Genomic DNA, 22,231 nt, shown 5'->3' on the forward strand with positions numbered 1-22,231 from the left:
GGGGTAGAATAAAAAATCAGATGGAGTTCACAAGTGAACAGAATTCCGTGAAGCACTGACACCAAATTCAGCGCAACAGAAATAAAAACGCTCCGAAACCCTGAGGGTCCGGAGCGAAAGCGTGGAGAGAGAAATTACCTGGCGATACGCCAGGCCGAGCCACACAAACGGTTTACTGGTCCTTTTCTGCCAGCAGTACCAGATCGAACTGGGTATCGAGCGTCAACTTTCCACCCTCAACCACTGCATCTTTACCTGAATAGTGATCGGTCACGGTGGTGCCATCAGCAAACACGCCTTCGACGCTGAGCACCTTTTCACCCGCCAGCAGATCCAGCGCAACGACCACAGCATTCTCGCCGGAAAGGGTACGGGAGAAGGTGTACGGCGCATCAGCCAGCTTGGCATGCACCCCGGCACCAACCGCCGGATGCGCCTTGCGGAACTGCCCCAGCTTTTGCCAGTGCGCGAGAATGTCACTCGCAGCGCCAGAGTCCAGATCGTCCCAGTTCATAAAGGTACGCATCGAGGCATCACCGTAGGCCTGCTCGTCGATCATTGGACGAGCCAACTCATCACCGTAATAAATCTGCGCGGCACCGGGAGCCAGCATCAGTTTGGTCGCGGCACTGCGTGTTTGTTGACGTTCGCGGTCGAAGGAGCCATGGTCATCGTGGGAACCGAGGTAGTTCAGGATACCAACGCCCGCCAGTTCGCCAGCATTCAGCGTGTCGGAGTAGCTGGAGAAAATTTCTTCCGCAGACTGCGACGCGTCCTGCGCGAAACTCATGTTAATCAGGCTGTCGAAACCGTGATTGAAGAAGTCCACCTGCCGGTCGCCAAAGTTGTAGGCGCGCCCCTGGCTCTGGGCAAAATTGTTAATGCCGTAGTGATAGACCTCACCGACCATAAAGAAGTTGCGATCATCCAGTACTTTGTCCGGATTCGCGGCTTTCCAGTCGGCAAATGCCTGGCTGGCCTCTTGCTTCAGCGCCGCCCACACTTCTGGTTCGACGTGCTTCACGGTGTCGACGCGGAAGCCGTCAATACCGTAGTCACGCACCCAGTCGGTGAGCCACTTGATGATGTAGTACTTGGGCGCACGCGGGTAACCGGTGCGCTGGAAGTAGGCATCCAGCTCGGCGGTTTCCTGCTCGAGACGCCCCTCTGCCGCCCACTTGTCCGTGAGGGACTTGGGCAGTTCAACCGCGACTTCACTCTCGGTGAGAATGTCCGGCAAGTTATTGGTCAAGGTGCAGGTCACGTTACCCGCGAAATTGCTCCAGTCGCACTGCGGATTGTTTCGCACCCACTCGGTTGGCCACAGCGGCTCCAGGTTGGTCACCGGGCCAGTGTGGTTGATGATGGTATCGAGCAACACCCGCACGCCCTTCGCATGGGCCACTTCGACCATGCGCGCCAGATCCGCTTCGGAACCCAAATTCTTATCGACCGTGGTCCAGTCTTTGGGCCAGTAACCGTGGTAGGCATAGGTGCGCTTGTCGCCTTCATCGTAGCCGTGCACATTTTCGATGATCGGCGTCATCCAGATGGCATCCACCCCCAGATCGGTGAAATAGTTGGATTCCAGCTTGTCGATCACGCCCTGCAGGTCACCGCCCATGAAGCCGCGCAAGTGGGCCGCATCGTCCCCACGGCCATAGGCGTTGTCATTCTCTGGGTTGCCATTATTGAACCGGTCGGTCAACATGAAATAGATGGTGGCATTTTTCCAGAAGCTATCGGTACCGGCGATGTCCGCTGGCGCGCTGACCGCGGCGCTGGGCTGACTTGCAGGGGTGCTGGCCACGTCGGTTTCGGCCATCTGGTTTTCGGAGCCACCGCCAGAACAGGCGGACAGAGTGACGGCCAGCGCGAGGCTGGTCATTGCGGTCAGTGATTTCATTGAGCGCTCTCTTAATCGCTTGGAATGATTGCCGGACTACGGCTTTTTTACCCACTGTACGGATACAGCGCGTCGCCGCATCCCCCTCTTATGGGGCGTAGTGATGGTGGAGCACGGGTCAATTTACCGCAGGCCCAGGCAAGCCTGGATTGCTTGGGATTGAACTCAGGGATGATTACCACACTCAAAGCAGTGTGCGCCGCTCGCGCCCTCGGCGACCACGCTACCAATAAAACCTGGGCTATCGAAAACTTGAGGAACTCCCCATGTCAGAGCACCAGACAAATCCCGGCTGGATCATTGGTGTGGCCATCGTAGTCCTGATTGGTATAGGGGCCTACTTCTTTCTGCAGCCCACACCCAAGGCGCCGGTACCACCGCCTCCTCCGGTGGCCAATGAACCGGCTCCGCCCGCGGAACCACCCGTTGAGATCAATGCACCCCCGGCCGGTCCTGAGGCAGCGCCCGGCGTTGTACCAGAGCCCACCAAGCCGGCACGCAAGCTGCCCGAACTCAACGACAGTGATTCAGTATTCAGCGCAGACTTGCTCAGCCTCGCCTCGGATGGGGCACTGGGCCGTTGGCTGGTATCCGATGAGGTAGTGAGAAAGTGGGTTGCCGCTGTCAATGCCGCCTCTCGCGGTGAGCTGGTGCATAAGCATCGCCCCCTGAAGACACTGCCCGGCAAGGTGATTGTCGAGAAAGAGAGCCCCTCTTCCATCGTGCTCTCCGAAGAAAATTTTGGCCGCTACGACACGCCGGTACGCCTGCTGGTATTGATGGACAACAATACCGCCCTGCGGCTCTATGAGTTCTGGTATCCCCGCCTGGCGGAAGCCTATGGTGAGCTGGGCGTTCGCAACCAGACCTTCCATCAAACCCTGCTCAAGGCGATTGACCAGGCGCTGGCCGCGCCGGAAATCGAAGGCCCCATCAAATTGGTGCAGCCTTCGGTGTACTACAAGTTTGCCGACCCGAAGCTGGAAAAACTCCCCGGGGTACAAAAGCTAATGATTCGCATGGGGCCGGACAATGCGGCGCGGGTGAAGGAAAAACTGCGTGAATTAAAGAGCGAGCTGCAACAGTTCAACCCACCCTCCTGAAATCAGTGGAGGCTGTCATGCGGCAGCCTCCACTCACGATCCGCTATACCTGACTGCAGGTCTCGCGGTGGCTCTGCAACATACGCAACACGCGCTCCGCATAAATGGTGCCAAGGTATTGGTCGCCCTCGACCAGAGCGAGCGCAGGCAAGTTTTCCCGCGCAAAACGTTCGCCCAGGTCGGGCAATACCATTGCGCGATTGACCGGCTCGGGTGACTGCAGGATATCCGCGACATCCAACTCTCCCTCGCAGTGGTAACTATTCACACTCAGGTTGTGCAATACACTGCTGACGGTCACAAAACCGAAATAGTGTCCGCCTTCGACGACAGGAAGCGCCGCCAGGCCACTGTCGAGCAGCACTGCGACCGCATCGCTGGCCGGCGTATTGCGACGCAGGGTGATGGTATCAGTGGTTGTGAGATGACGAAGATCACTCATAGCGTTTACTCCTCAGTGTTGCGTCGACCTATCGAGGGCGCGCGCAATCAGAATTCAATTCAAACTGCCGGGCTCAGGCGCCCGGACCGCAATCGAGACAGCGCTCGATCATTTCCGGACCCAGATGTAGCTTCGCGTTCAAGTCACGCAGGGCTGTGCGCAAGCCTTCTTCAATGACCGGGTGGTAGAACGGCATATCCAACACCTGTGAAACGGTTAAACGCTGCTGTATGGCCCATGCCAGCAAATGGCCGAGATGCTCTGCGGCGGGGCCAAAGATTTCCGCTCCCAACAGCAGGCCCGTGCCCTGCTCACCGTAGACTTTGGCAAGCCCTTTGTTTTTACCCATCACCCTTGATCGCCCCTGGTCCTCAAAACTCACCAGACCCTCGGCATAGCAACTGCGGCAGCGTTCCTGTACTTGCTGGATACTCAGCCCCACCGTCGCCATTTGGGGATCGGTGAAGACCGCCGCCAGCGGCGTGCGGCGCAGGCCAGAGCGCGCGATACCGCTGCCCTCCAGTACACGGCCAGCATTGTCACCGGCGATGCGCCCTTCATCGGCCGCTTCATGCAGCAAAGGGATATCACTGTTGGCATCACCGGCGATAAAAATATGCGGCACGCTGGTCTGGGTGGAGAACCGATCAAATGTCGGGTTACCGCGTGCATCCAGCTCCAGAGTGGTATTTTCGATACCGAGCCGGTCGACATTCGGCCGACGTCCGGTCGCGGCCAGCACCTTGTCGACCTCGATCGTGTTGCTGGCACCAGTGCGATCGACAAATTCAATGCGCACACTGCCGTCGACCAGCTCCAGGTCTTTCACCTGTGCATCGGGATCGAGATAAAACTCCTCGTTGAATGTCTCCAGCGCATAGGCGCGGATTTCTGGATCCTGCAGCGGGCCGACCGCACCGCCGACACCAAACATATGCACATTGGCCCCGAGTCGATGCAGCGCCTGCCCCAACTCGAGACCGATCACACCCGGCCCAAATACCGCCACCCGGCGCGGAATATCCTGCAGCTCAAACACATCATCGTTGACCATCAGATGCTCCTGCGCGGCCTGCAGAAAGCCAGGTACATTCGGTCGCGAGCCGGTGGCGATCACAATCGCCCGCGCGTGAATGACGCCATAACCTTCTACATCCAGGTGGTGGTCATCAATAAACTTCGCGGTACCGACAATCTTGTGTTCCGGGGGAAAGTCCTCAACGGCATCCTCGACAAACCCCACAAAACGATCGCGCTCGCGTCGTACACGATCCATCACTGCCGGGCCATCGATGCGGGGCGGCTCTGTAATGACACCGAACTGGTTTGCCGCAGTCACCCCATGAGCGGCTTCCGCCGCGGCAATCAGCAGCTTCGAGGGCATGCAGCCAACGCGCGCACAGGTTGTCCCGTAGTGGCTGCCCTCGATCAGAACCAGATTATCGGTGTGCGCACGGGCGGTCCGGTATGCACCCATACCGGCGGTGCCCGCACCAATGATGGCGACGTCGACAGAACGCTTGATGGTACTCATGACAAACTCTTTTCGAATAAATGGGGTAATGGTCTTGTGTCAGATCAGGCCGGGCACAAGGCCCGGCCAAAGGGATAGCACGAGGCTCGATCAGTCTTGCAACCAGGCTTCGAGCTGGTCCGCGCCACCAATGCGCTCGCCGTCCACATAGACCTGCGGAGTCGTGCCCTGACCGGTAATCGCCGCCAGCGAGCTGTAGCTCACGCCATTGTCACCGAGGCTGATTTCCTCGTAGCGATAGCCAGCACCATCCAGGGCTTTCTTCGCGCGAGCACAGTGCGGGCAGCCCGGCTTACTGATAATGGTCACCCGGTGCGGCAGTTGTGCCTTGGGGTTAATGTAGTCGAGCATGGTGTCGGCATCGCTAACCTCGAAGGGGTCGCCCGGCTTTTCCGGCTCGACAAACATCTTCTCGATGACGCCATCGCGCACCAGCATGGAGTAACGCCAGCTGCGTGGTCCAAACCCAAGCGCCTGCTTGTCCACCAGCATGCCCATCTCGCGACTGAAGTCGCCATTACCATCCGGGATGAAGGTAATGTGCTCTGCATCCTGGTCTTCTGCCCAGGCATTCATCACGAAGGCATCATTGACCGAGAGGCACACGATGTCGTCGATACCGTTGGCTTTCAGTACCGGCGCCAACTCGTTGTACCGCGGCAGATGCGTGGATGAGCAGGTTGGGGTGAAGGCACCCGGTAAGGCGAAAACCACAACGTTCCTGCCCTTGAACAGTTCGCTCGTTGTGACATCCACCCACTCGTCGCCCTGTCGGGTACGGAATGTGGTTTGCGGTACAGCCTGACCTTCTTTGGGTTGCAACATGATTGTCTCCAGTCGTCCTGATTGATTGCAGTAATTAACAATGGAGATACTATATGATCAGACTATCGATTGATGAAATTGATCTTTTTTATACTTCTAATAGCCAAGAGTGAAACCAGAAGATCAGAGGCATTTAATAGAGCGGACTTTAGAGAGGACAGACTCGCCAGTCATCGGCGAGTGGCAGAGGACTCACACCGGCAGGCAGGGACGCAACTGGCGGGTGATTTCATAACAGGCAATAGCACAGGCATTGGCGACATTCATGGAAGAATTGAAACCCTGCATGGGGATATGGGTGACGGTATCGGCCAAAGCCAGTAAGTTAGCGCTCACCCCCTCACTCTCTGAACCGGGAATAAGGCAAACGCGCTCTTCGGGCTGCAAGCGCAACTGATGCAAAGGAATACTGGCGTCGGTAATTTCCAGGCAAACAATGCGGTAGCCGGCGCGCTTCAAGCGGGACACCGCTGCCACCACATCCGCCTCATGCTGATGCGGTACGTACTTTTCAGAGGAGCGGGAAAGCTTGCGCAGCTTACTGTTGGGAGGGCGCGGAGTGTCGCCGGCCAACAGCAACTGTTCCAGGCCGAGCGCGTCAGCAATGCGAAACAGACTGCCCACATTGCCGGGCGTTTTGAATCCACTGGCAAGTAAGATCAGGGGATAGCGCTGCCCTGCCGGGACAAAGTCGGTGTGTTCGAGTTGGCGCTGGGCTTCTTCCATTCAAACCATCCGCTTGCTGTCAGTATCCTCCCCAGCCCGAACGAGCAGTGGGCACGAGCAGTGGGCACGAGCAGTGGGCACGAGCAGTGTAACGCGACCGGGGCGCGCGGCACACACCCCGGCACAAGCGGCCTACTTCGCCATCGGCAAAAAGTCTTCGTGCAGCGGCAGCGTGTTCACTGTGCCATCGACCAGTGTTTTCAGGCTGCCCATCAGGTCGGCCATCTGTGCGTCAGACAAATTGCCTGCCAATGGGTGGTAATCTTCCGGAATCACGCCCTGGCCAATCAGCACCTGCTGCCACGCGACTTCGGTAAACAGGTCATCAAAATCGCGGTATACCTTACCGGTTGCACGGAACAGGTCCATCTTGCGCTGCAGTGAATCTGGCACCTGCATGCTTTCACACTCACGCCAGAAATCGCTGTCGCGACGCTGGTTTGCCTTATAGTGCAGGATGATGAAGTCACGGATGCGTTCAAACTCCACCTGCGTCTGGCGATTAAACTCCGCAACCTCACCGGGCTGGATACCACGATGCGGGAAAGTTTTGATCAAGCGGGTGGCCGCAGACTGGATCAGGTGAATACTGGTGGACTCCAGTGGTTCGAGGAAACCGCTCGAAAGCCCGATAGCGACCACGTTCTTGCGCCACGCTTCGCGCCGGCGGCCCGTGCGGAACCGAATGACTTTTGGATCCGCCAGCGGCTCCGCATCCAGATTGGACAGCAGCACTTCACTAGCCTGCTCATCGGACCAGTGCCGACTGGAATATACCAGCCCATTCCCCGTGCGGTGCTGCAGTGGGATACGCCACTGCCAACCCGCCTCATGCGCGATAGAACGGGTATACGGAACAATCGGTTTCACCGCGGCACTGGGCACCGCCTGGGCGCGATCGCAGGGTAGCCAGTGGGACCAGTCGTCATAGCCGGAACCGAGCGCCTTGTGGATCAACAGGGCTGCCATCCCGGTGCAGTCAACATACAGGTCGCCATCTACCTCGCGGCCACCTTCCAGAATCAGTCGGTCAACGTAGCCATTGTCCGGATTCAATTTGACGTCGCTGACAGTCCCCTCAATGCGGGTAACCCCCTTGGCCTCACTGTATTTACGCAAGAACTGCGCGTACAAACCCGCATCAAAATGGTAGGCATAGGCAATACCAGGAAGATTGGTCCCCTTGATCTGCGCCAACTGCGCAAATTTATTGTGCTTGGCTGCCTGATAATTCAGGGAAAAATCCCACAGGCTCTCCTGCCCACCGTTCTGGCGATGACGCACCCAGAAGTGGTGAAAATCACAGAAGGGAAAGTTCTTACCAATGGTACCAAAGGCGTGCATATAGCGATCGCCTTTTTTCAGCCAGTTCTCAAACTGGATGCCCAGCTTGATAGTGCCCTTGGTTTCACGCAGGAACTCCTGCTCGTCCAGTCCGAGCGCCTGGTTGAAATTGATAATCGGCGGAATGGTCGCTTCGCCGACACCGACGGTACCAATTTTGTCTGACTCTACCAGAGTGATGTTGATGGACTTGCCCATCACCTTGGCCATCAATGCCGCAGTAATCCAGCCGGCGGTACCACCACCAAGAATTACCAGGTTTTGAATTGCGCTGTTATTCACGTTGTTACGAGAGCCTGTTTGCATGTAGAGAAGAAACTGCGGTAGTCACCGCAAATTACGAAAAGTATACATTGGCTGCTGTGGCTTCCCACATTGTGGAGAGCGGCATCTCACCGCAGATACAAAAAAGCCCCCGCAACCGGGGTTGCAGGGGCTTTCTAGACCTAGGGTCTAACCATCTCTGGCGGGATTACAGCTTGTAGCTGAAGCCCAGCAGGTAGGTTTTACCGTAGTTCTGGTAGTCACGAACCTGCAGCGCGTTGTCACCGCTCAGGGCAACAAACGGCTCGTTGGTCAGGTTCTGGCCCTGCAGGAATACAGACAGGCCTTCCAGACCGGAGATACCGGCGTCGGCGAAGTCGTAACCCAGCTGAGCGTCGACGATGGTTTCACCCAGGATATCAACCTGCTGGGTATCGAAACCGATGCCGTATACGTCGCCTTTAAAGTCGGAACGCTTACGACCGCTAACACGCGCCTGGAAACCGTAGTTCTCATAGTACACGGTCATGTTCTGAATGCTTTCAGACAGGCCCGGCAGTTCGTAGTCGTTGCCATTCTGGTCCTGGATATCGGACTCAACACCAGTGTGGCTGGCCAGCAGGCCGAAACCGTCCAGAGTTTCAGTGAACAGGTTGAACGGCAGAGCAACAGACAGCTCGTAACCAGTCAGGGTGCCACCACCAGCATTGACCTTACCCCATGCAGTTGCAGTGGAGTTTTCCGGTACAACGCCGGTAGCCGGGTCAGCAACGCCTTCCAGGTTTACGGTGTAGTTGTCGTCGAAGTGCCAGTCGTTCAGGTCCTTCCAGAAAATCGCTGCGGAGAAGTAACCTTCTTCACTGAAGTAATTTTCATAGGTCAGGTCAAGGCCGATCGCTTCTTTCGGCTCGAGCAGCGGGTTACCACCACTGATGCTCCAGTTGTTGCCGTTCGCATCAACCTGCTGGCTGTAGGAAACTTCCAGGGAAGCATTCATCTCGTCCATGCGAGCACGGGAGAGGGTTTTGCCTGCGCCGAAACGAACAGTCTGCTGGTCATCGAGTTCCAGAGCCAGGTTCAGGCTCGGCAGGAAGTGACCGTAGTCGTGATCGATGGAGACCGCTTCAGCAACTACCAGGCCACCGATGACCTGACCGGCGAAGCCGTCAGAGCTCTGCTCGGTGTAAACGTAGCGCGCACCAAAGTTACCGGTCAGTGGCATGCCCGCAACGTCAGTCTCGAAGTTAGCCTGCGCGAATGCAGCAGTCACGCTTTCACCAACAGAGTAGGACTTCAGCAGGTGCTGGATGCCGGTCAGTGCTTCACTGGTCAGGTCGTAGTATCCATCAGCCAGCATGGCGCCAGCGTCATAAGCGATCATGTCGCCCATGCCGATGAAGTCGAGGGAAGCAGAACCCAGACGGTACTGTTCCGGTACGACCTGCATCTCCGGGAACGCCGACAGGGTCATATAGTAACCGTTGGAACGCTTAACCTTCTCGCGATCGCGGTAGGAAACGCCGTAGCTGATTTCGTTAACGATACCGGCTTCTACCATCTGGGTAGCGGCCAGCTTCAGAGAAGTCAGCTCGTCATCGATTTCCGGTGCATTGAGGAAGCCATCCTGAGCGGTATTTTCAAACTCAGTACCAGCCAGGTTGTACTTGTCATTCAGCGCAGAACTCCAACCCCAGGTCAGCGGTCCGCCCAACTGGATCAGGTCGAAGTCGCTGTAGTCCAGGCCGTGCTCGAAAGTCGCACCAGTATTACCGGACTTGAAGGAGTAGGTCAGAGTATCGGCAACACCGTTGCTATCGCCACGGCCAGTACCGGCGTAGCTCTCGAAGCTCCAGATCTTACGCTCAACAGCAGAGTGGCTTACGTCAAACTCAAGCTGCAGCTCGTCGGTTGCGTCGAACTGGGCATTGAATCCGAAAGAGCTCAGCTTGGCTTCACGGTTTTCCAGGTCGTTACGAACAACAACGCGCTGACCGTCGGTAGTCGCGCTGGTAATGAAACCAGTGTTCGGGTCAACATCTGCCGGATCAGCAGACAGGCTGCCCTGGCCCCAGGCAAACGGGATCTCGATACCGCGCAGGATCTTCTCGTCATTGAAGTCAACGTACAACGCGTCGAAAGTGGTGCGCAGCTTGTCAGTCGGCTGGGCATCAATCACAACCATAACGCTGTCGCGCTCCAGTACGGAGGAGCGGACGAACGGCTTGGCACCGCCAAGGATGGAGTAGTTCTCGCCAGCAACGCTGAACTCCGGGTAGCCCCAGGCGTTCCAGCGTTCTTCCTGGTTCGGGGAGCTCATGGTGTTGAACGCAACCGCGACACCAATCTTGTCATCGGCGAATTTGTCGATGTAGGAGAAAGTACCGCGGTGACCCTGGTCTTCGCCATCGGGGTTCAGCTTGTCAAAGCTGGTCATTTCCATCTGGCCGTTAAACTGGATAACGCGCTCGCTGCGATCCAGTGGCTTGACGGTCTGCATGTCGATAACGCCGGCAATGCCTTCCGCTTCAACGGTAGCCTGCGGGGTCTTGTATACGGTTACACCGCTCATGATTTCCGACGGGTAGAGGTCAAACTCAACACCGCGGTTATCGCCGATGGAAACCTGCTCGCGACCATTAAAGGTTGTGGCGCTCTCGTTTTCGCCAAAACCACGAATGGTCACACGGCTCGCACGGCCGTCCAGTCGCTGGGAAGTCAGACCCGGCAGACGGGAAATCGCTTCCGCGATAGAGGAGTCAGGCAGCTTGCCGATATCTTCTGCAGAGATCGCTTCAACAACAGCCTTGGCGTCACGCTTGGTGTCGATGGAGTCCATCACACTCTTGCGGAAACCGGTAACAGTTACTTCTTCCAGTGCCGATGCGCCATCCTCTTGTGCGTAGACTCCTACGGAGGCAGTCACAGATGCTGCAATCGCCGCGGACAGCAGGGCCGGCCGGAAGCGTGGGTTGGTTAGATTCATCATCTTCTCCCTGGACTTATCGTTATGGTGAGTACCACCCATCCTAGGTACCCCAGTTGTCCATAACATCCTCCCCCAAGGGGGGGGAGGGGGGAGTAGAAGCGACTACCGGTTCACGGTAGTCGACCACACCACAACACTTTGGTTAAAAAGTGGTTTTTGTCAGCGCTCAAGCCGCGCTGCAGCGCCAATCAGTGCCTGATAACCTGCCTTGAGGGCATACACCGGCACCGCTTGCAGCCATTCCTCCAGGCGTCCCTTGGCAAGGAAGCGCTGCTCGAATTCACTCTCCGGCAACAGAGAGTCGATTCGGGGCAATACGCCACCTCCCAGGAATACACCACCGCTCGCTGCAAAATAAGCGGCAACATCCCCGGCAACACTGCCAAGGAAGTTGAGAAAATCGATCAGTGTCTCGCGACACAGGGGGTCTGAATTATCCAGCCCCCGACCACTGACATCCGGAGGTGTCAGGTCTTCGGGCGTACGGCCATGCAACGTACAAACCGCCCGATACAAATTCACCAGACCACTGCCGGACAGGACCCACTCGTTGAATACCGGAGTCTGCTGTTCCATCAGGATACGGAATAACTCCAGCTCCCGCGCGGTCGAAACTGGCAGGTTAGCGTGTCCGCCCTCACCCGCGACGACATGAAATTTGCCTTCCGCGCGAATCAGGCCAGCCACCCCCAGCCCGGTTCCCGGGCCGAGCACCGCCATGGCGCCAGTGCTCGAGCGCTCTGCGTCGCGCACGACTTGATACTCGTCTTCACCCAACAGGGGCAGTGACAGGGCAAGCGCAGCGAAGTCGTTGATCAGCTGTACCCGCTCCAGCCCGTGATCGGCACAGAGTTTTTCGGCACTGATCTGCCACCCCAGGTTGGTCATATTGACCCGACCACCTTCCGGAGTGCGCTCCACCGGCCCCGCCACAGCAATACAGGCCCTTTCTGGCCGGGGCTGATCCAATCCCTCCAGCCAATGCGCCAGAGCCGCATCAAAGCCGCCAAACTGCGCGCAGTTCACCACCTTCAGGGCGTCTAGCTGATAGCTGCCCCCACTTTCGGTAGCAATGGCAAAGCGGGCATTGGTGCCACCAATATCTGCGACGATACTTGTCATGTTCAATCCTGTTCACTCGCGACGACACCGTGCATTTGCCCCCAGGGACCGGCGCCGCCACCTCTTTACTTCCAAAAGGGGCTGAAGCTCCCCAGTTTAAAATCAACAGCGTGCCCACGCAGTCCCATGGGGCCCGCGCAGGCGCTCAATTCATTGGTTTTGCGACTTTATCCCCTCGCGCTAGCCCTTCACTGCCCCGGCAGACAGGCCGGAGACCAGGAAACGCTGTAACCCGAGGAACAGCAGAATGACTGGAATCGATACCAGAATCGAACCCGCCGCAAAGAACCCCCACTCCGAGGCATAGTCGCTGACAAAAAAGCGCAGCCCCACCGGTACGGTGTACAGCGCCTCGTCATCCATAAAAATGGAGGCAAGGATGAACTCATTCCATGCCGTCATGAAAGAGAACAGCCCGGTTACCGCAATCGCTGGGCGCGCCAGCGGTAGAATGATGCGATAAAAGATTGTCAGTCGGGAAGCCCCCTCCAGGAGGGCTGACTCCTCTATCTCGAAGGGGAGGGTGTCAAAGTAGCCTTTCAGCATCCACACACAGAACGGCAGCGCGGTGATCGCGTAGACCAGGATCAGCCCCATCCAGCTGTTGCCGAGCCCCAGCCACTGCACCACGATGACGTACAGCGGAATCAACATCAGCACCGCCGGAAACATCTGTGAGATCAGGAACAGCATCAGTCCGCGCTCGCGCCCCGGAAAACGGAACCGTGAAAACGCATAGGCTGCGGTGCATGACAGCACCAGGCCCAGCACCGTGGTCGCCAGCGACACCACCAGGCTGTTCAGCAGCCAGCGCAAGAAGGGTTGCTCGGTCAGGACCGCGCGGAAGTTATCCAGTGACCACTGCTGCGGCAACGGCACCAAGGCAGCCAACTGCTGCCACAAGCTGGCGCCTTCAGGCAGCTGCACCAGCTGCAAAGACTGCTGCCCCGAGAAAGCCAGACTGACGACCCACAGCAGCGGATAAACGACGACGGCGCTGGCGCCCAGCAGCAGCGCGAAGCGCCAGCTGAAGATGTCCCCGAGCACAGAGAGGAATTTCTGCTGCAGCAGCCCTTTCATCGCGCCGCCTCCAATGTACGCGACACCCGCGTTTGCCACATGGCATAGGCAAACAGCAGCATCAGCACGACCATCGAGTAGGCGGCGGAGTAGGCGTACTGGTATTTCTCGAATCCGATACGGAATGCCTTGGTGATCAGGATATCGTTGGCACCGGCCGGGGCACCGTCACTCACCAGGTAGATGACGTTGAACATATTGAATGTCCACACCACCGACAGGATCACCGCCGGAATCAGTACCGGCCGCAGGAGCGGCAGCGTAATACTGCGAAACTGCAGCCAGCGCCCTGCCCCTTCTACGCGGGCCGCTTCGTACAGGTCACGCGGAATCGACTGCAGGCCGCCAAGGATCACCACCATCATAAACGGGATACTGAGCCAGACATTAGTCACCAGCCCGGTAAAGAAACTGGCCCCAAAGGAATCAAACCAGGCTACGGGGCCAAAGCCCAGCACCTGCAGCCCCTGATTGATGACGCCGAATTGCGGGTGGAACATGCCTTTCCAGATCAATGCCGTAATGTAATTCGGCACCGCCCAGGGCAGGATAAGCAATACCCGGAACCAGGTGCGCCCAAAGATGGGTTTGTTCAGGGCCAGTGCCAGGGCCATGGCGAGACCAACCGCAAGGAGGACGTTCGACGCGGTCCACAGTACCGTTACCGCCAGCGTCCAGTAGAAGTTGTCATAATTGATGCTGCGCTCGTCACCCTCTCCATACCAGAGATTCCAGTCACCGAGAATGCCAACGTAATTCCCGAGCCCCAGCCAGCGCGAGGCCAGCGGGGTGTTTTCATTCATCAACGTGGTATCGGTGAACGACAGCAACAGACCATAAAGCAGCGGGAAAAAGACCAGCACCAACATACCCAGCATTGCGGGCAGCACGTAAATATAGGCCCCCCGGTGCTGTCGCCATCCTGCGACAATACGGGCTCTGCGCCGATACACGGCCACCAATGCCGCCATCGGCACACCCGCGAGCAGCAACCACACCCATACCGGGATAGATTTCGCCGGCGCCCCGGGCGCAACGTCAAGCGCCGCCGCATCGCGCACCAAAGCCTGCTGCAGGCGACGCAACTCGGCTTCTGGCTGGGCGGCGCCTTTTACAACTTTCTTCAGGACGGTTTCCAGCGGCTTCCACAACAGGGTCATTTCCGGCTGGTTCGGGATCGGAACGGCGGTATTCAGCTGCCGCCGAAACGCCATGCTGACCGCATTGGCCGCCACCTGCGGATGGAAGAATGCAGAACCATTGGCCGGCAACTGCCCCCCGGTAAGGGCCATCTCCAGGGACGCGGCATCACTGGTCAGGAAGTCCATCAGCCGGTAGGCGGCAGGCTTTTTCTCTGAGGCGGCAGAAAGAAACAGCCCTTCGACCGCAATCCATGGCGCCAACGGCGCACCGCTCTCACTGTTCAACGGCAGTGGCGCAACGGCGTAATCAATAGAGGGATCGATCTCGCCCAGCATCCACGGACCACTGATGACCATGGCGGCACGCCCCTGATTAAACAGGTTGGTGACCAGGGTGCTGTTGGGCTCTTCAGGCAAGATCCCGTCTTCCCTAACCCAGCGCGAGAGTAATTCCAGCGAACGAACATTTCCGTCGCTATCGAGTTGCGGTGCCCCATCGGTGGCGAATGGACCGGTGCCGAAACTGTTCATCAGCGCACCGTGAAAGAAGGGTTCGGTGTAACTGTAGGCCATGCCAAAACGGCCTTTCTGACGATCCGTCAACGAAGCGGCCAGTGCCACCAGCTCGTCAGAGGTCTCCGGTGCCCGATCCACCAGGGCGCGGTTATAGATCAGCGCGGTTGTTTTGAAATTAAAAGGCAGGCCATAGAGCTCACCCCGGTAACGCATCGCCCCAACGAGGCTCTCGGGGAAACGGCTCAACAATGAGGGCGCGATCAGGTCACCCACCGGGGCGATAGTTTGCCCGGCCCGTGCCCAGCCACCAATGCGATCGTGGGCAAAAATAAACACGTCGGGGCCCTGTCCGCGCGGCAGCGCGGCAGAGAGTTTGTCGGCAAAACCACCAAACGGGACGGCGAGGGCTCGCACCCGCACAGCATCCGGTCGCTGGGACTCGCGCTGATTAAAGCGCTCCAGTAGCTGCTCGAGCGCCTGTCGCTCCTCACCACGATAGCCATGCCAGAGCAACAGCTCTCGCTCTTCCTGCTGCGCAGTGGTCGGCACACCGACCGCGCAGCAGAGCAGAAGCAGCGCGCACTGTATCCAGCGCGGCAGCCTCACGTGAGCAGCCCCCCAAACGCCTCGACCCACATCAGGAGACCACCTCGACGGTTTCCTGTACGGTAGAAACGACCGACTCAAACCGCAAGCGGCGCTCGGTATTGGCCTCGAAGAAATAAACAGCGGCAGGGTCAAAGGCGAGCTCGACGGACTCACCCGGCACAATCGGACGCAACCCAGACAGCCGTGCGATCATGCGCTCGCTGCCCTCACCAAGATGCAGCAACATTTCCGCACCGAGGGTTTCCACCATATCGACCCTGGCACGCAGCCGCGGCCAGTAGGCGGGCGCCTCCGCTGCAAACTCGAGCTTTTCAGGCCTGAGGCCCATCAGCAGTGCCGCACCCAGCCCTTTCAGACCGGCGCAGGCGTTCTCCCCAAGATGGACCGTGTCGAGCTGGAACAGGCCACAGGAAAGTGACTCACCGGCATTCTGTACTGGCAGGATATTCATGGGAGGGGACCCCATAAACCCGGCAACAAAGACATTGTCGGGATCGTTATACAGCGCCATTGGTGACCCGACCTGCATCAGCTCACCACCATTCAAGATGGCAATGCGCTGTCCGAGGGTCATTGCTTCGACCTGGTCATGGGTCACATAGACCGAAGTAGTGGCGACTTCCCGATGAAGACGGGCAATGTTTGCGCGCATCTGTACGCGCAGCTCCGCATCGAGGTTCGACAGCGGCTCATCAAACAAGAATACCCGGGGATCACGCACCATCGCACGCCCGAGGGCAACGCGCTGGCACTGCCCGCCAGACAGCTGTCCCGGCTTGCGCTGCAGCAGATCTGCAAGGCCAAGCGATTCGGCCGCCTGCTGGATACGCGCCCGGATTAGCGCCTCAGGCTGCTTGCGCACCCGCAAACCAAACGCCATGTTCTCGAACACGGTCATATGCGGATAGAGCGCGTAATTCTGGAAAACCATCGCGACATCGCGATCTTTCGGCGGCAGGTCGTTGACCTTGCGATCCCCGATCCAGAGTTCGCCGGCGGTCACCGATTCGAGGCCAGCAATCATGCGCAAGGTGGTGGACTTACCACAACCAGATGGGCCGACCAGCACCATGAACTCGCCATCGCGCACAGACAGGTCCAGTCCCGGCACAGTGGGCACACTGCCGGGGTACTGTTTTACCACCTGCTTGAACTCAATACTGGCCAAAGCGGAACCTCGCAAAGGCGCTACCTGTTGGTAGCTTGTGTTGATTGGAACATCTCATCGACGCACGGAGTATTAAGCGATCCACCCGCCTACGCCCCTGTGGGGCTGATTGGGGGGAGGATCCCATTCTCCTCCGGGCACCTTATTCGTACATCATCCCCAGGCCGGGCGTAGAAACAAGGCGCTGTACAATAAATGACCAACGCAAAAAATGCAAAAAACGCCAGATCTAGCCCTTCTCCCTGCACACTTATACTTTTCTAGAAAAGACCCTATAACGCGGATAAGCTTCCACAGACTTACCATTCGGTCGTATATCGCCGCGATACCACTGCATCGAATCAGCAAGGGACGAATTTTTTCCCGCGGCTCGACGGGGCAAAAAATCACCAGATTTCTACCCCCTACCTGGCCCTGTAGCGGAATCCCACCGCGCTGGAGCCGATGACTTAAGATTGCATCAAGCCAGCGACACTCTTGAAATTGCAATCTACTATCAGCTCAACGAATCTGATTTGATTTCAGTTGACAAGGCGCCTCTGAGCCAGGCTTCAAAGACAACAACAAGGAGCACCCGTGAAACGCCACCCTTATCTGAAGACCGCCATTCTCCCCCTGTTATCCTCCGCCGCTTTGATCTTACTGCCCGGCGCAGCCAGTGCCGATGATCTCAAGACACAGCTAGCCAATACAGAGTCAAAGGTGATCGAATGGCGTCGCCACTTGCACCAGAATCCCGAACTGGGTAACCGCGAGTTCAAAACCGCGGAATATATTACCGAACACCTGCGTTCACTCGGCCTGGAAATAGAAACGGGGATTGCCCACACCGGCGTAGTCGCCCTGTTGAAAGGCGGCCAGCCTGGGCCGACCGTGGCGCTACGCGCAGACATGGATGCGTTACCGGTAACAGAGGAAGTTGACCTGCCCTTTGCATCCAAGGTCACCACCACCTACAACGGCAAGGAAGTGGGCGTGATGCACGCCTGTGGCCACGACACCCATGTCGCCATGCTGATGGGCGCCGCTGAGGTACTCGCGGGAATCCGCGATGAGCTGAAGGGCAATATCCTGTTTATCTTCCAGCCGGCAGAGGAAGGCGCGCCCCAGGGAGAAGAGGGCGGCGCTGAGCTCATGTTGAAAGAGGGACTGTTCAAGAAGTACAAGCCTGCCGTCGCCTTCGGACAACATGTGACTTCCCGCTTGCCGGCTGGGGTCATTGGATATCGCTCTGGCCCGCTCATGGCAAGCTCCGATCGCTTCGAGATCCACGTGCATGGCCGGCAGACCCATGGCTCGCGCCCCTGGGGCGGCATCGACCCGATCCCGGTTGCCGCACAGATTGTAATGGGGGCACAGACGATCGTGAGTCGGCAAATCGACATCACCAAGGAACCCGCGGTGCTTTCCTTTGGGATTATCGATGGTGGCGTGCGCAACAACATCATTCCAGATGAGGTGAAACTCGTTGGCACTATTCGAAACTTCGACATGGGTAATCGGGCGGAGATTTTCAAACGCCTGAGAATTTCCGCAGAAAAAATAGCTGAAAGTGCCGGTGCCAAGGCCACCGTAGAGATTGATGAAGGCTATCCGGTTACCGTGAATAATCCGGAACTGACCGCAGCGGTCTTGCCACTACTGCGCTCGATCGCGGGCGAGAAAAATGTTATCGAGATTCCGAAAGTCACCGGTGCGGAAGATTTCTCGTTCTTCGCCAATGAAGTCCCCGGCTTCTACTACTTCCTGGGTGTCACACCCAAGGGGACGGACCCGGCCACTGCCGCCAGCAATCATTCGCCACGCTTTTTTGTCGACGAATCCGCACTCAAAGTTGGTACCCGCACGTTAACTGAGTTGGCTTTGAATTATCTGAACAACAACCAGAGCCAGTGAAACTGTCCCAGTGACTGAAAAACGCTGCGATTGAAAACTAACAAAACCGTGTTCCTTTTCAGGAACACGGTTTTTTAATCGAGCCATCGTTCGTCTCAGGACGAAATCACCACATCACTAGACGTTACCGGACACCGGGCGACGACGCGGCGCGCGGCGAGGTGCATCACCAGATGTTTTGCGCTGGGCTTTGCCACCGCGATTTTCATCCCGGTTACCGGAGCGACCACGCTCCCCGTCGCGACGATTGCCGTTCGCGCTGGCTTTACCATTGCGATTACCGCCCGGCCGCGCGTCGTTGCCGCGGCGACCGCGACCATTGCCTTTTGGCTGTTCTGCGCTATTACCTCGATTGCCGTTGGAACGGTTACCGGAAGGACGGCTGGCCTTTTTGCGCGGACTGCCCTTCAAACCACCCTTCGCACCCGAGTCAGGCACGGCATGATCGGGTTCAAAGCCCTCCACTTCTTCGCGCGGAATGGCCTTCTGAATCAATCGTTCAATATCCCGCAACTGCTTGATCTCATCGGCACTAACCAGGGATACCGCCTGCCCGCTGGCACCGGCACGACCCGTCCGCCCAATGCGATGCACATAGTCTTCCGGCACATTCGGCAAATCGAAGTTAACGACCTGTGGCAACTGGTCAATATCAATACCGCGCGCCGCGATATCCGTAGCCACCAGAATGTTGACTTTGCCCCTCTTAAAATCGGCCAGTGCTTTGGTGCGCTGATTCTGACTTTTGTTGCCGTGAATCGCCGCCGCTCGAATATCACTGGCTTCCAGCTGTTTGACCAGACGATTAGCGCCGTGCTTGGTGCGGCTGAATACCAGGGCTTGTTGCCAGTTGTTTTCGAGAATCAAGTGGCTGAGCAATGCGGTCTTGCGGGCTTTATCCACCGGATGCAGTTTTTGTTTAACGGTGGCCGTCGTACTGTTGCGGGGGGCCACATCAATTTCGACGGGGTCATGGACCAGACCTTTTGCCAGCGCACGTATCTCCGATGAGAATGTGGCGGAGAACAGCAGGTTCTGACGCTTCTTCGGCAGAATCTTGAGAATACGCTTGATATCGTGGATAAAGCCCATGTCCAGCATCCGGTCCGCTTCATCCAGGACCAGCGCCTCGAGCTTATCAAAGCGTATCGCACGCTGATTGAACAGATCGAGCAAGCGCCCAGGTGTCGCAACAAGAATGTCCGCCCCGCCGCGCAACCGCATCATTTGTGGATTGATCTTTACCCCGCCGAAAACCACCGAGTGGCGCATCGGCAGATGCTTGCTGTAGCTCTGAACATTGTCGAATACCTGTGCCGCGAGCTCACGCGTCGGCGTCAGTACCAGTGCCCGGACCTGATTATTCCGTGCTCGTTCTCCTGCACTCAGACGGTGCAAAAGCGGCAGGGTAAATCCTGCAGTTTTACCCGTACCCGTTTGCGCGGCAGCCATGATGTCGCCGCCTTTCATCACAACAGGAATGGCCTGGGCCTGGATGGGAGTAGGCGCTTCATAACCTTGCTCTGCCACCGCACGTGCAAGCTCGGGAACCAGTCCCAAATCTTCGAATAACATAATTCTGTAAACCTCATGGTACCCGGGCGCAACCATTAACAACTGGCAGATTTCACGCGGGCAATTGGTATCGCTCACGGCCTATTCACAAAGCCGTGCTTAAGACGTAACACGTGTGGAGACGCATAACGCAATTACTGGTCAGGCGCTGCTGACCGGGTGCGACATGCAGTAGAAGAGGAGAGGGGGTCGCGGCTCGTTAGGTGAGCGCAGGACAAACTTCCAAATAATGTATCGAGAAAAGAATCTCGACCTACAGATGACGCCACTGCTATAAGGGCAGTGGCGCCACTATACCAGAAACCCCACCCATACACCCGCGATGCGCTGTATTTTCTCTCACCCGCCCAATACGCTCGAGTCACTCGTGGGTGACTGGGATGACACGTCGACATAGCGCGACCGGTTGATGTGGTGGAGTTTCACCCCACCTTACGATGAGTTAGTAGGAAATCACGCGTTGGGCTCTGTGCCCACTGACTTTCACTCAACCTCAGTAGGAGGTAAATAACATGGCTACCTACATCAACAACTCCGCGACAGGTAGCGACTCCGTAACACTGCGGGACGGGCGCGCCGTCATCATTCGTTCGCTGGACCCGTCAGACCACCACCTCGAGAAGAAGCTGTTGGAAAGCCTGTCGGCAGAAAGTCGGCGCGATAGATTTTTGGGCGGCAACTGTAAGGTCACAGATAAACTCATGGAGCTACTGACACAGAACGACCATGAGATCCACGAGGCCTATATTGCCCTGGTGGAAACGGAGCATGGCCAGGAGGCGGTCGGCGTATCGCACTATGTCTGCGACGATGATCAACGCGCGTGCGAATGTGCAGTGACGGTCAGCGACGACTGGCAACATAACGGCCTTGGTACACAGCTCCTGCAACGACTTGTGGACGCCGCTAAAAACCAGGGCCTCGGCAGAATCTATTCGATCGACTCAGCCGAAAATCGCCACTCGAGTCGACTGGCGAAGCACTTTGGCTTTGACTGCCACGCGGACCCACGGGACTACACACTGGTCACTTACTCACTAGACCTGATACCGCGAAAACGTATGGAACAGAGAGTCCACGCCAACCGCTGGTAATCCATTTAACATTCACCCGGGCCTGTCAATTTCCGGCAGGCCCTACCGCTATTTTGTTTACACACACATTCTTTGGATAGACCTGTGCATAACGTTCGCGCATCCCTCGCAATCCCATTTCCGACGGGGGCTGCAGAGGAATGCGCAAAAATGAAACAAACCCTTCGCCGGGCACCAAACTGACCAAGTCAACCCACTAACCCAATGATTTTGTTAGTTTTTTCGTCCCCCAACAGCGCTAGAAAAAGACCTTTCATGTGGATAAGCGCGATTTGCTTCGTAAGCGCCATTGAGAGCGCGGTTACCCACAAATATTTGGGATAGAGGTGTGCATAACAGTGGGATATATACCCATAACGGTGATTCTCGTTCGGGCAAAATGAAACGCACAAAAATAGACCAGCTTAACTGCCTTGATGAAATAGCGGTTTGAAGTCGTTCAGGTGTATTCGCCTGGAACGAAACATGGCTTTTCTCATGTTCGCAGCCGTATTGCAGGCGGGGCTGTATTGCAGGCGAGATAGGTAGCCGCCTTTTTTCAATTGCTCTGTGCCGACCATTCAGGCTGTGGACGATCATCAGTCGGCTTACCATGGGCCGAAGTTGAGTTGTCCAAATATAATCTGTACCGATAACGCGTTCATGGATGAGAACCGGTAGAAGAGGTACGAGCCAAATATTGGATGCGCGAGCAATAAAAAGGGCCACCCAAATGGGTGGCCCTTTTTTTATTTGAACCGGGCTGGCGATCCAGGCGGAGCACTGCCCTCAACTGCGGGCAGAGGCAATGCATATCCGCGTCGCCATCCATGGCGCAACTGCATTGTGTTCGATCAAGCCCCTGCCCGGCCATCCGTGGCCGGGCGTTCGTCACTCGCAAAGCAGGCTTTGCGTCGCTA

Annotated in this window: 15 protein-coding genes; 3 read left to right on the forward strand and 12 right to left on the reverse strand. The window is 57.2% G+C overall.

Features of this window, described 5'->3' with window-relative positions:
- Positions 1-172 precede the first annotated feature (172 nt).
- Complete coding sequence (locus tag ACXAD0_RS18340) at positions 173-1,906, reverse strand: alpha-amylase family glycosyl hydrolase (RefSeq protein WP_475090248.1); 1,734 nt, start codon at positions 1,904-1,906, stop codon at positions 173-175.
- 266 nt (positions 1,907-2,172) lie between these two features.
- Here ACXAD0_RS18340 and ACXAD0_RS18345 point away from each other — a divergent pair, with 266 nt between their 5' ends.
- Positions 2,173-3,009, forward strand: a complete 837-nt coding sequence (locus ACXAD0_RS18345) for a DUF3014 domain-containing protein (RefSeq protein WP_475090250.1) — start codon at positions 2,173-2,175, stop codon at positions 3,007-3,009.
- Positions 3,010-3,052: 43 nt separating this feature from the next.
- Here the strand turns inward: ACXAD0_RS18345 and ACXAD0_RS18350 are convergent, their stop codons facing one another.
- The 10 genes from ACXAD0_RS18350 to ACXAD0_RS18395 all read right to left on the reverse strand — a co-directional run bounded on the left by ACXAD0_RS18350 (position 3,053) and on the right by ACXAD0_RS18395 (position 16,782).
- Positions 3,053-3,451: a CBS domain-containing protein gene (locus tag ACXAD0_RS18350; protein WP_475090251.1), complete on the reverse strand. Its 399-nt coding sequence runs from the start codon at positions 3,449-3,451 to the stop codon at positions 3,053-3,055.
- Positions 3,452-3,524: 73 nt separating this feature from the next.
- Entirely contained in the window at positions 3,525-4,985 is a 1,461-nt protein-coding gene (locus ACXAD0_RS18355) for a dihydrolipoyl dehydrogenase (protein ID WP_475090252.1), read from the reverse strand.
- 90 nt (positions 4,986-5,075) lie between these two features.
- Complete coding sequence (locus ACXAD0_RS18360; protein WP_475090253.1) at positions 5,076-5,810, reverse strand: glutathione peroxidase; 735 nt, start codon at positions 5,808-5,810, stop codon at positions 5,076-5,078.
- A 192-nt stretch (positions 5,811-6,002) separates the two neighbouring features.
- Entirely contained in the window at positions 6,003-6,536 is a 534-nt protein-coding gene (locus ACXAD0_RS18365) for a TrmH family RNA methyltransferase (protein ID WP_475090254.1), read from the reverse strand.
- Between the two features lie 132 nt (positions 6,537-6,668).
- On the reverse strand, positions 6,669-8,186 hold the full coding sequence (locus tag ACXAD0_RS18370) for a tryptophan halogenase family protein (RefSeq protein ID WP_475090256.1): 1,518 nt from the start codon (positions 8,184-8,186) through the stop codon (positions 6,669-6,671).
- 166 nt (positions 8,187-8,352) lie between these two features.
- The gene (locus ACXAD0_RS18375; protein WP_475090258.1) at positions 8,353-11,127 is read right to left on the reverse strand and encodes a TonB-dependent receptor; all 2,775 of its coding nucleotides are present in this window, start codon (positions 11,125-11,127) and stop codon (positions 8,353-8,355) included.
- A 162-nt stretch (positions 11,128-11,289) separates the two neighbouring features.
- Positions 11,290-12,252: a glucokinase gene (glk, locus tag ACXAD0_RS18380; protein ID WP_475090259.1), complete on the reverse strand. Its 963-nt coding sequence runs from the start codon at positions 12,250-12,252 to the stop codon at positions 11,290-11,292.
- 180 nt (positions 12,253-12,432) lie between these two features.
- On the reverse strand, positions 12,433-13,332 hold the full coding sequence (locus ACXAD0_RS18385) for a sugar ABC transporter permease (protein WP_475090260.1): 900 nt from the start codon (positions 13,330-13,332) through the stop codon (positions 12,433-12,435).
- Entirely contained in the window at positions 13,329-15,539 is a 2,211-nt protein-coding gene (locus ACXAD0_RS18390; protein WP_475090262.1) for an extracellular solute-binding protein, read from the reverse strand. Before ACXAD0_RS18390 ends, ACXAD0_RS18385 begins: the two co-directional genes overlap by 4 nt.
- Positions 15,540-15,627: 88 nt before the next feature.
- The gene (locus ACXAD0_RS18395) at positions 15,628-16,782 is read right to left on the reverse strand and encodes an ABC transporter ATP-binding protein (protein WP_475090264.1); all 1,155 of its coding nucleotides are present in this window, start codon (positions 16,780-16,782) and stop codon (positions 15,628-15,630) included.
- Between the two features lie 561 nt (positions 16,783-17,343).
- Here ACXAD0_RS18395 and ACXAD0_RS18400 point away from each other — a divergent pair.
- Positions 17,344-18,663 (forward strand): M20 family metallopeptidase, encoded by a 1,320-nt coding sequence (locus tag ACXAD0_RS18400; protein WP_475090266.1) that lies wholly within the window; start codon positions 17,344-17,346, stop codon positions 18,661-18,663.
- Positions 18,664-18,780: 117 nt separating this feature from the next.
- Here the strand turns inward: ACXAD0_RS18400 and ACXAD0_RS18405 are convergent, their stop codons facing one another.
- The gene (locus ACXAD0_RS18405; RefSeq protein WP_475090267.1) at positions 18,781-20,238 is read right to left on the reverse strand and encodes a DEAD/DEAH box helicase; all 1,458 of its coding nucleotides are present in this window, start codon (positions 20,236-20,238) and stop codon (positions 18,781-18,783) included.
- 512 nt (positions 20,239-20,750) lie between these two features.
- Here ACXAD0_RS18405 and ACXAD0_RS18410 point away from each other — a divergent pair.
- Positions 20,751-21,332 (forward strand): N-acetyltransferase family protein, encoded by a 582-nt coding sequence (locus ACXAD0_RS18410; protein ID WP_475090269.1) that lies wholly within the window; start codon positions 20,751-20,753, stop codon positions 21,330-21,332.
- Positions 21,333-22,231: the final 899 nt, after the last annotated feature.

It is taken from the genome of Microbulbifer sp. ABF4_148, assembly GCF_056158985.1.

Coding starts and splice junctions, on each gene's coding strand:
- glk (WP_475090259.1), bottom strand. CDS start 12,252: ATGACAAGTATCGTCGCAGATATTGGTGGCACCAATGCCCGCTTTGCC.
- ACXAD0_RS18365 (WP_475090254.1), bottom strand. CDS start 6,536: ATGGAAGAAGCCCAGCGCCAACTCGAACACACCGACTTTGTCCCGGCA.
- ACXAD0_RS18345 (WP_475090250.1), top strand. CDS start 2,173: ATGTCAGAGCACCAGACAAATCCCGGCTGGATCATTGGTGTGGCCATC.
- ACXAD0_RS18360 (WP_475090253.1), bottom strand. CDS start 5,810: ATGTTGCAACCCAAAGAAGGTCAGGCTGTACCGCAAACCACATTCCGT.
- ACXAD0_RS18355 (WP_475090252.1), bottom strand. CDS start 4,985: ATGAGTACCATCAAGCGTTCTGTCGACGTCGCCATCATTGGTGCGGGC.
- ACXAD0_RS18385 (WP_475090260.1), bottom strand. CDS start 13,332: ATGAAAGGGCTGCTGCAGCAGAAATTCCTCTCTGTGCTCGGGGACATC.
- ACXAD0_RS18405 (WP_475090267.1), bottom strand. CDS start 20,238: ATGTTATTCGAAGATTTGGGACTGGTTCCCGAGCTTGCACGTGCGGTG.
- ACXAD0_RS18350 (WP_475090251.1), bottom strand. CDS start 3,451: ATGAGTGATCTTCGTCATCTCACAACCACTGATACCATCACCCTGCGT.
- ACXAD0_RS18370 (WP_475090256.1), bottom strand. CDS start 8,186: ATGCAAACAGGCTCTCGTAACAACGTGAATAACAGCGCAATTCAAAAC.
- ACXAD0_RS18410 (WP_475090269.1), top strand. CDS start 20,751: ATGGCTACCTACATCAACAACTCCGCGACAGGTAGCGACTCCGTAACA.
- ACXAD0_RS18340 (WP_475090248.1), bottom strand. CDS start 1,906: ATGAAATCACTGACCGCAATGACCAGCCTCGCGCTGGCCGTCACTCTG.
- ACXAD0_RS18375 (WP_475090258.1), bottom strand. CDS start 11,127: ATGAATCTAACCAACCCACGCTTCCGGCCGGCCCTGCTGTCCGCGGCG.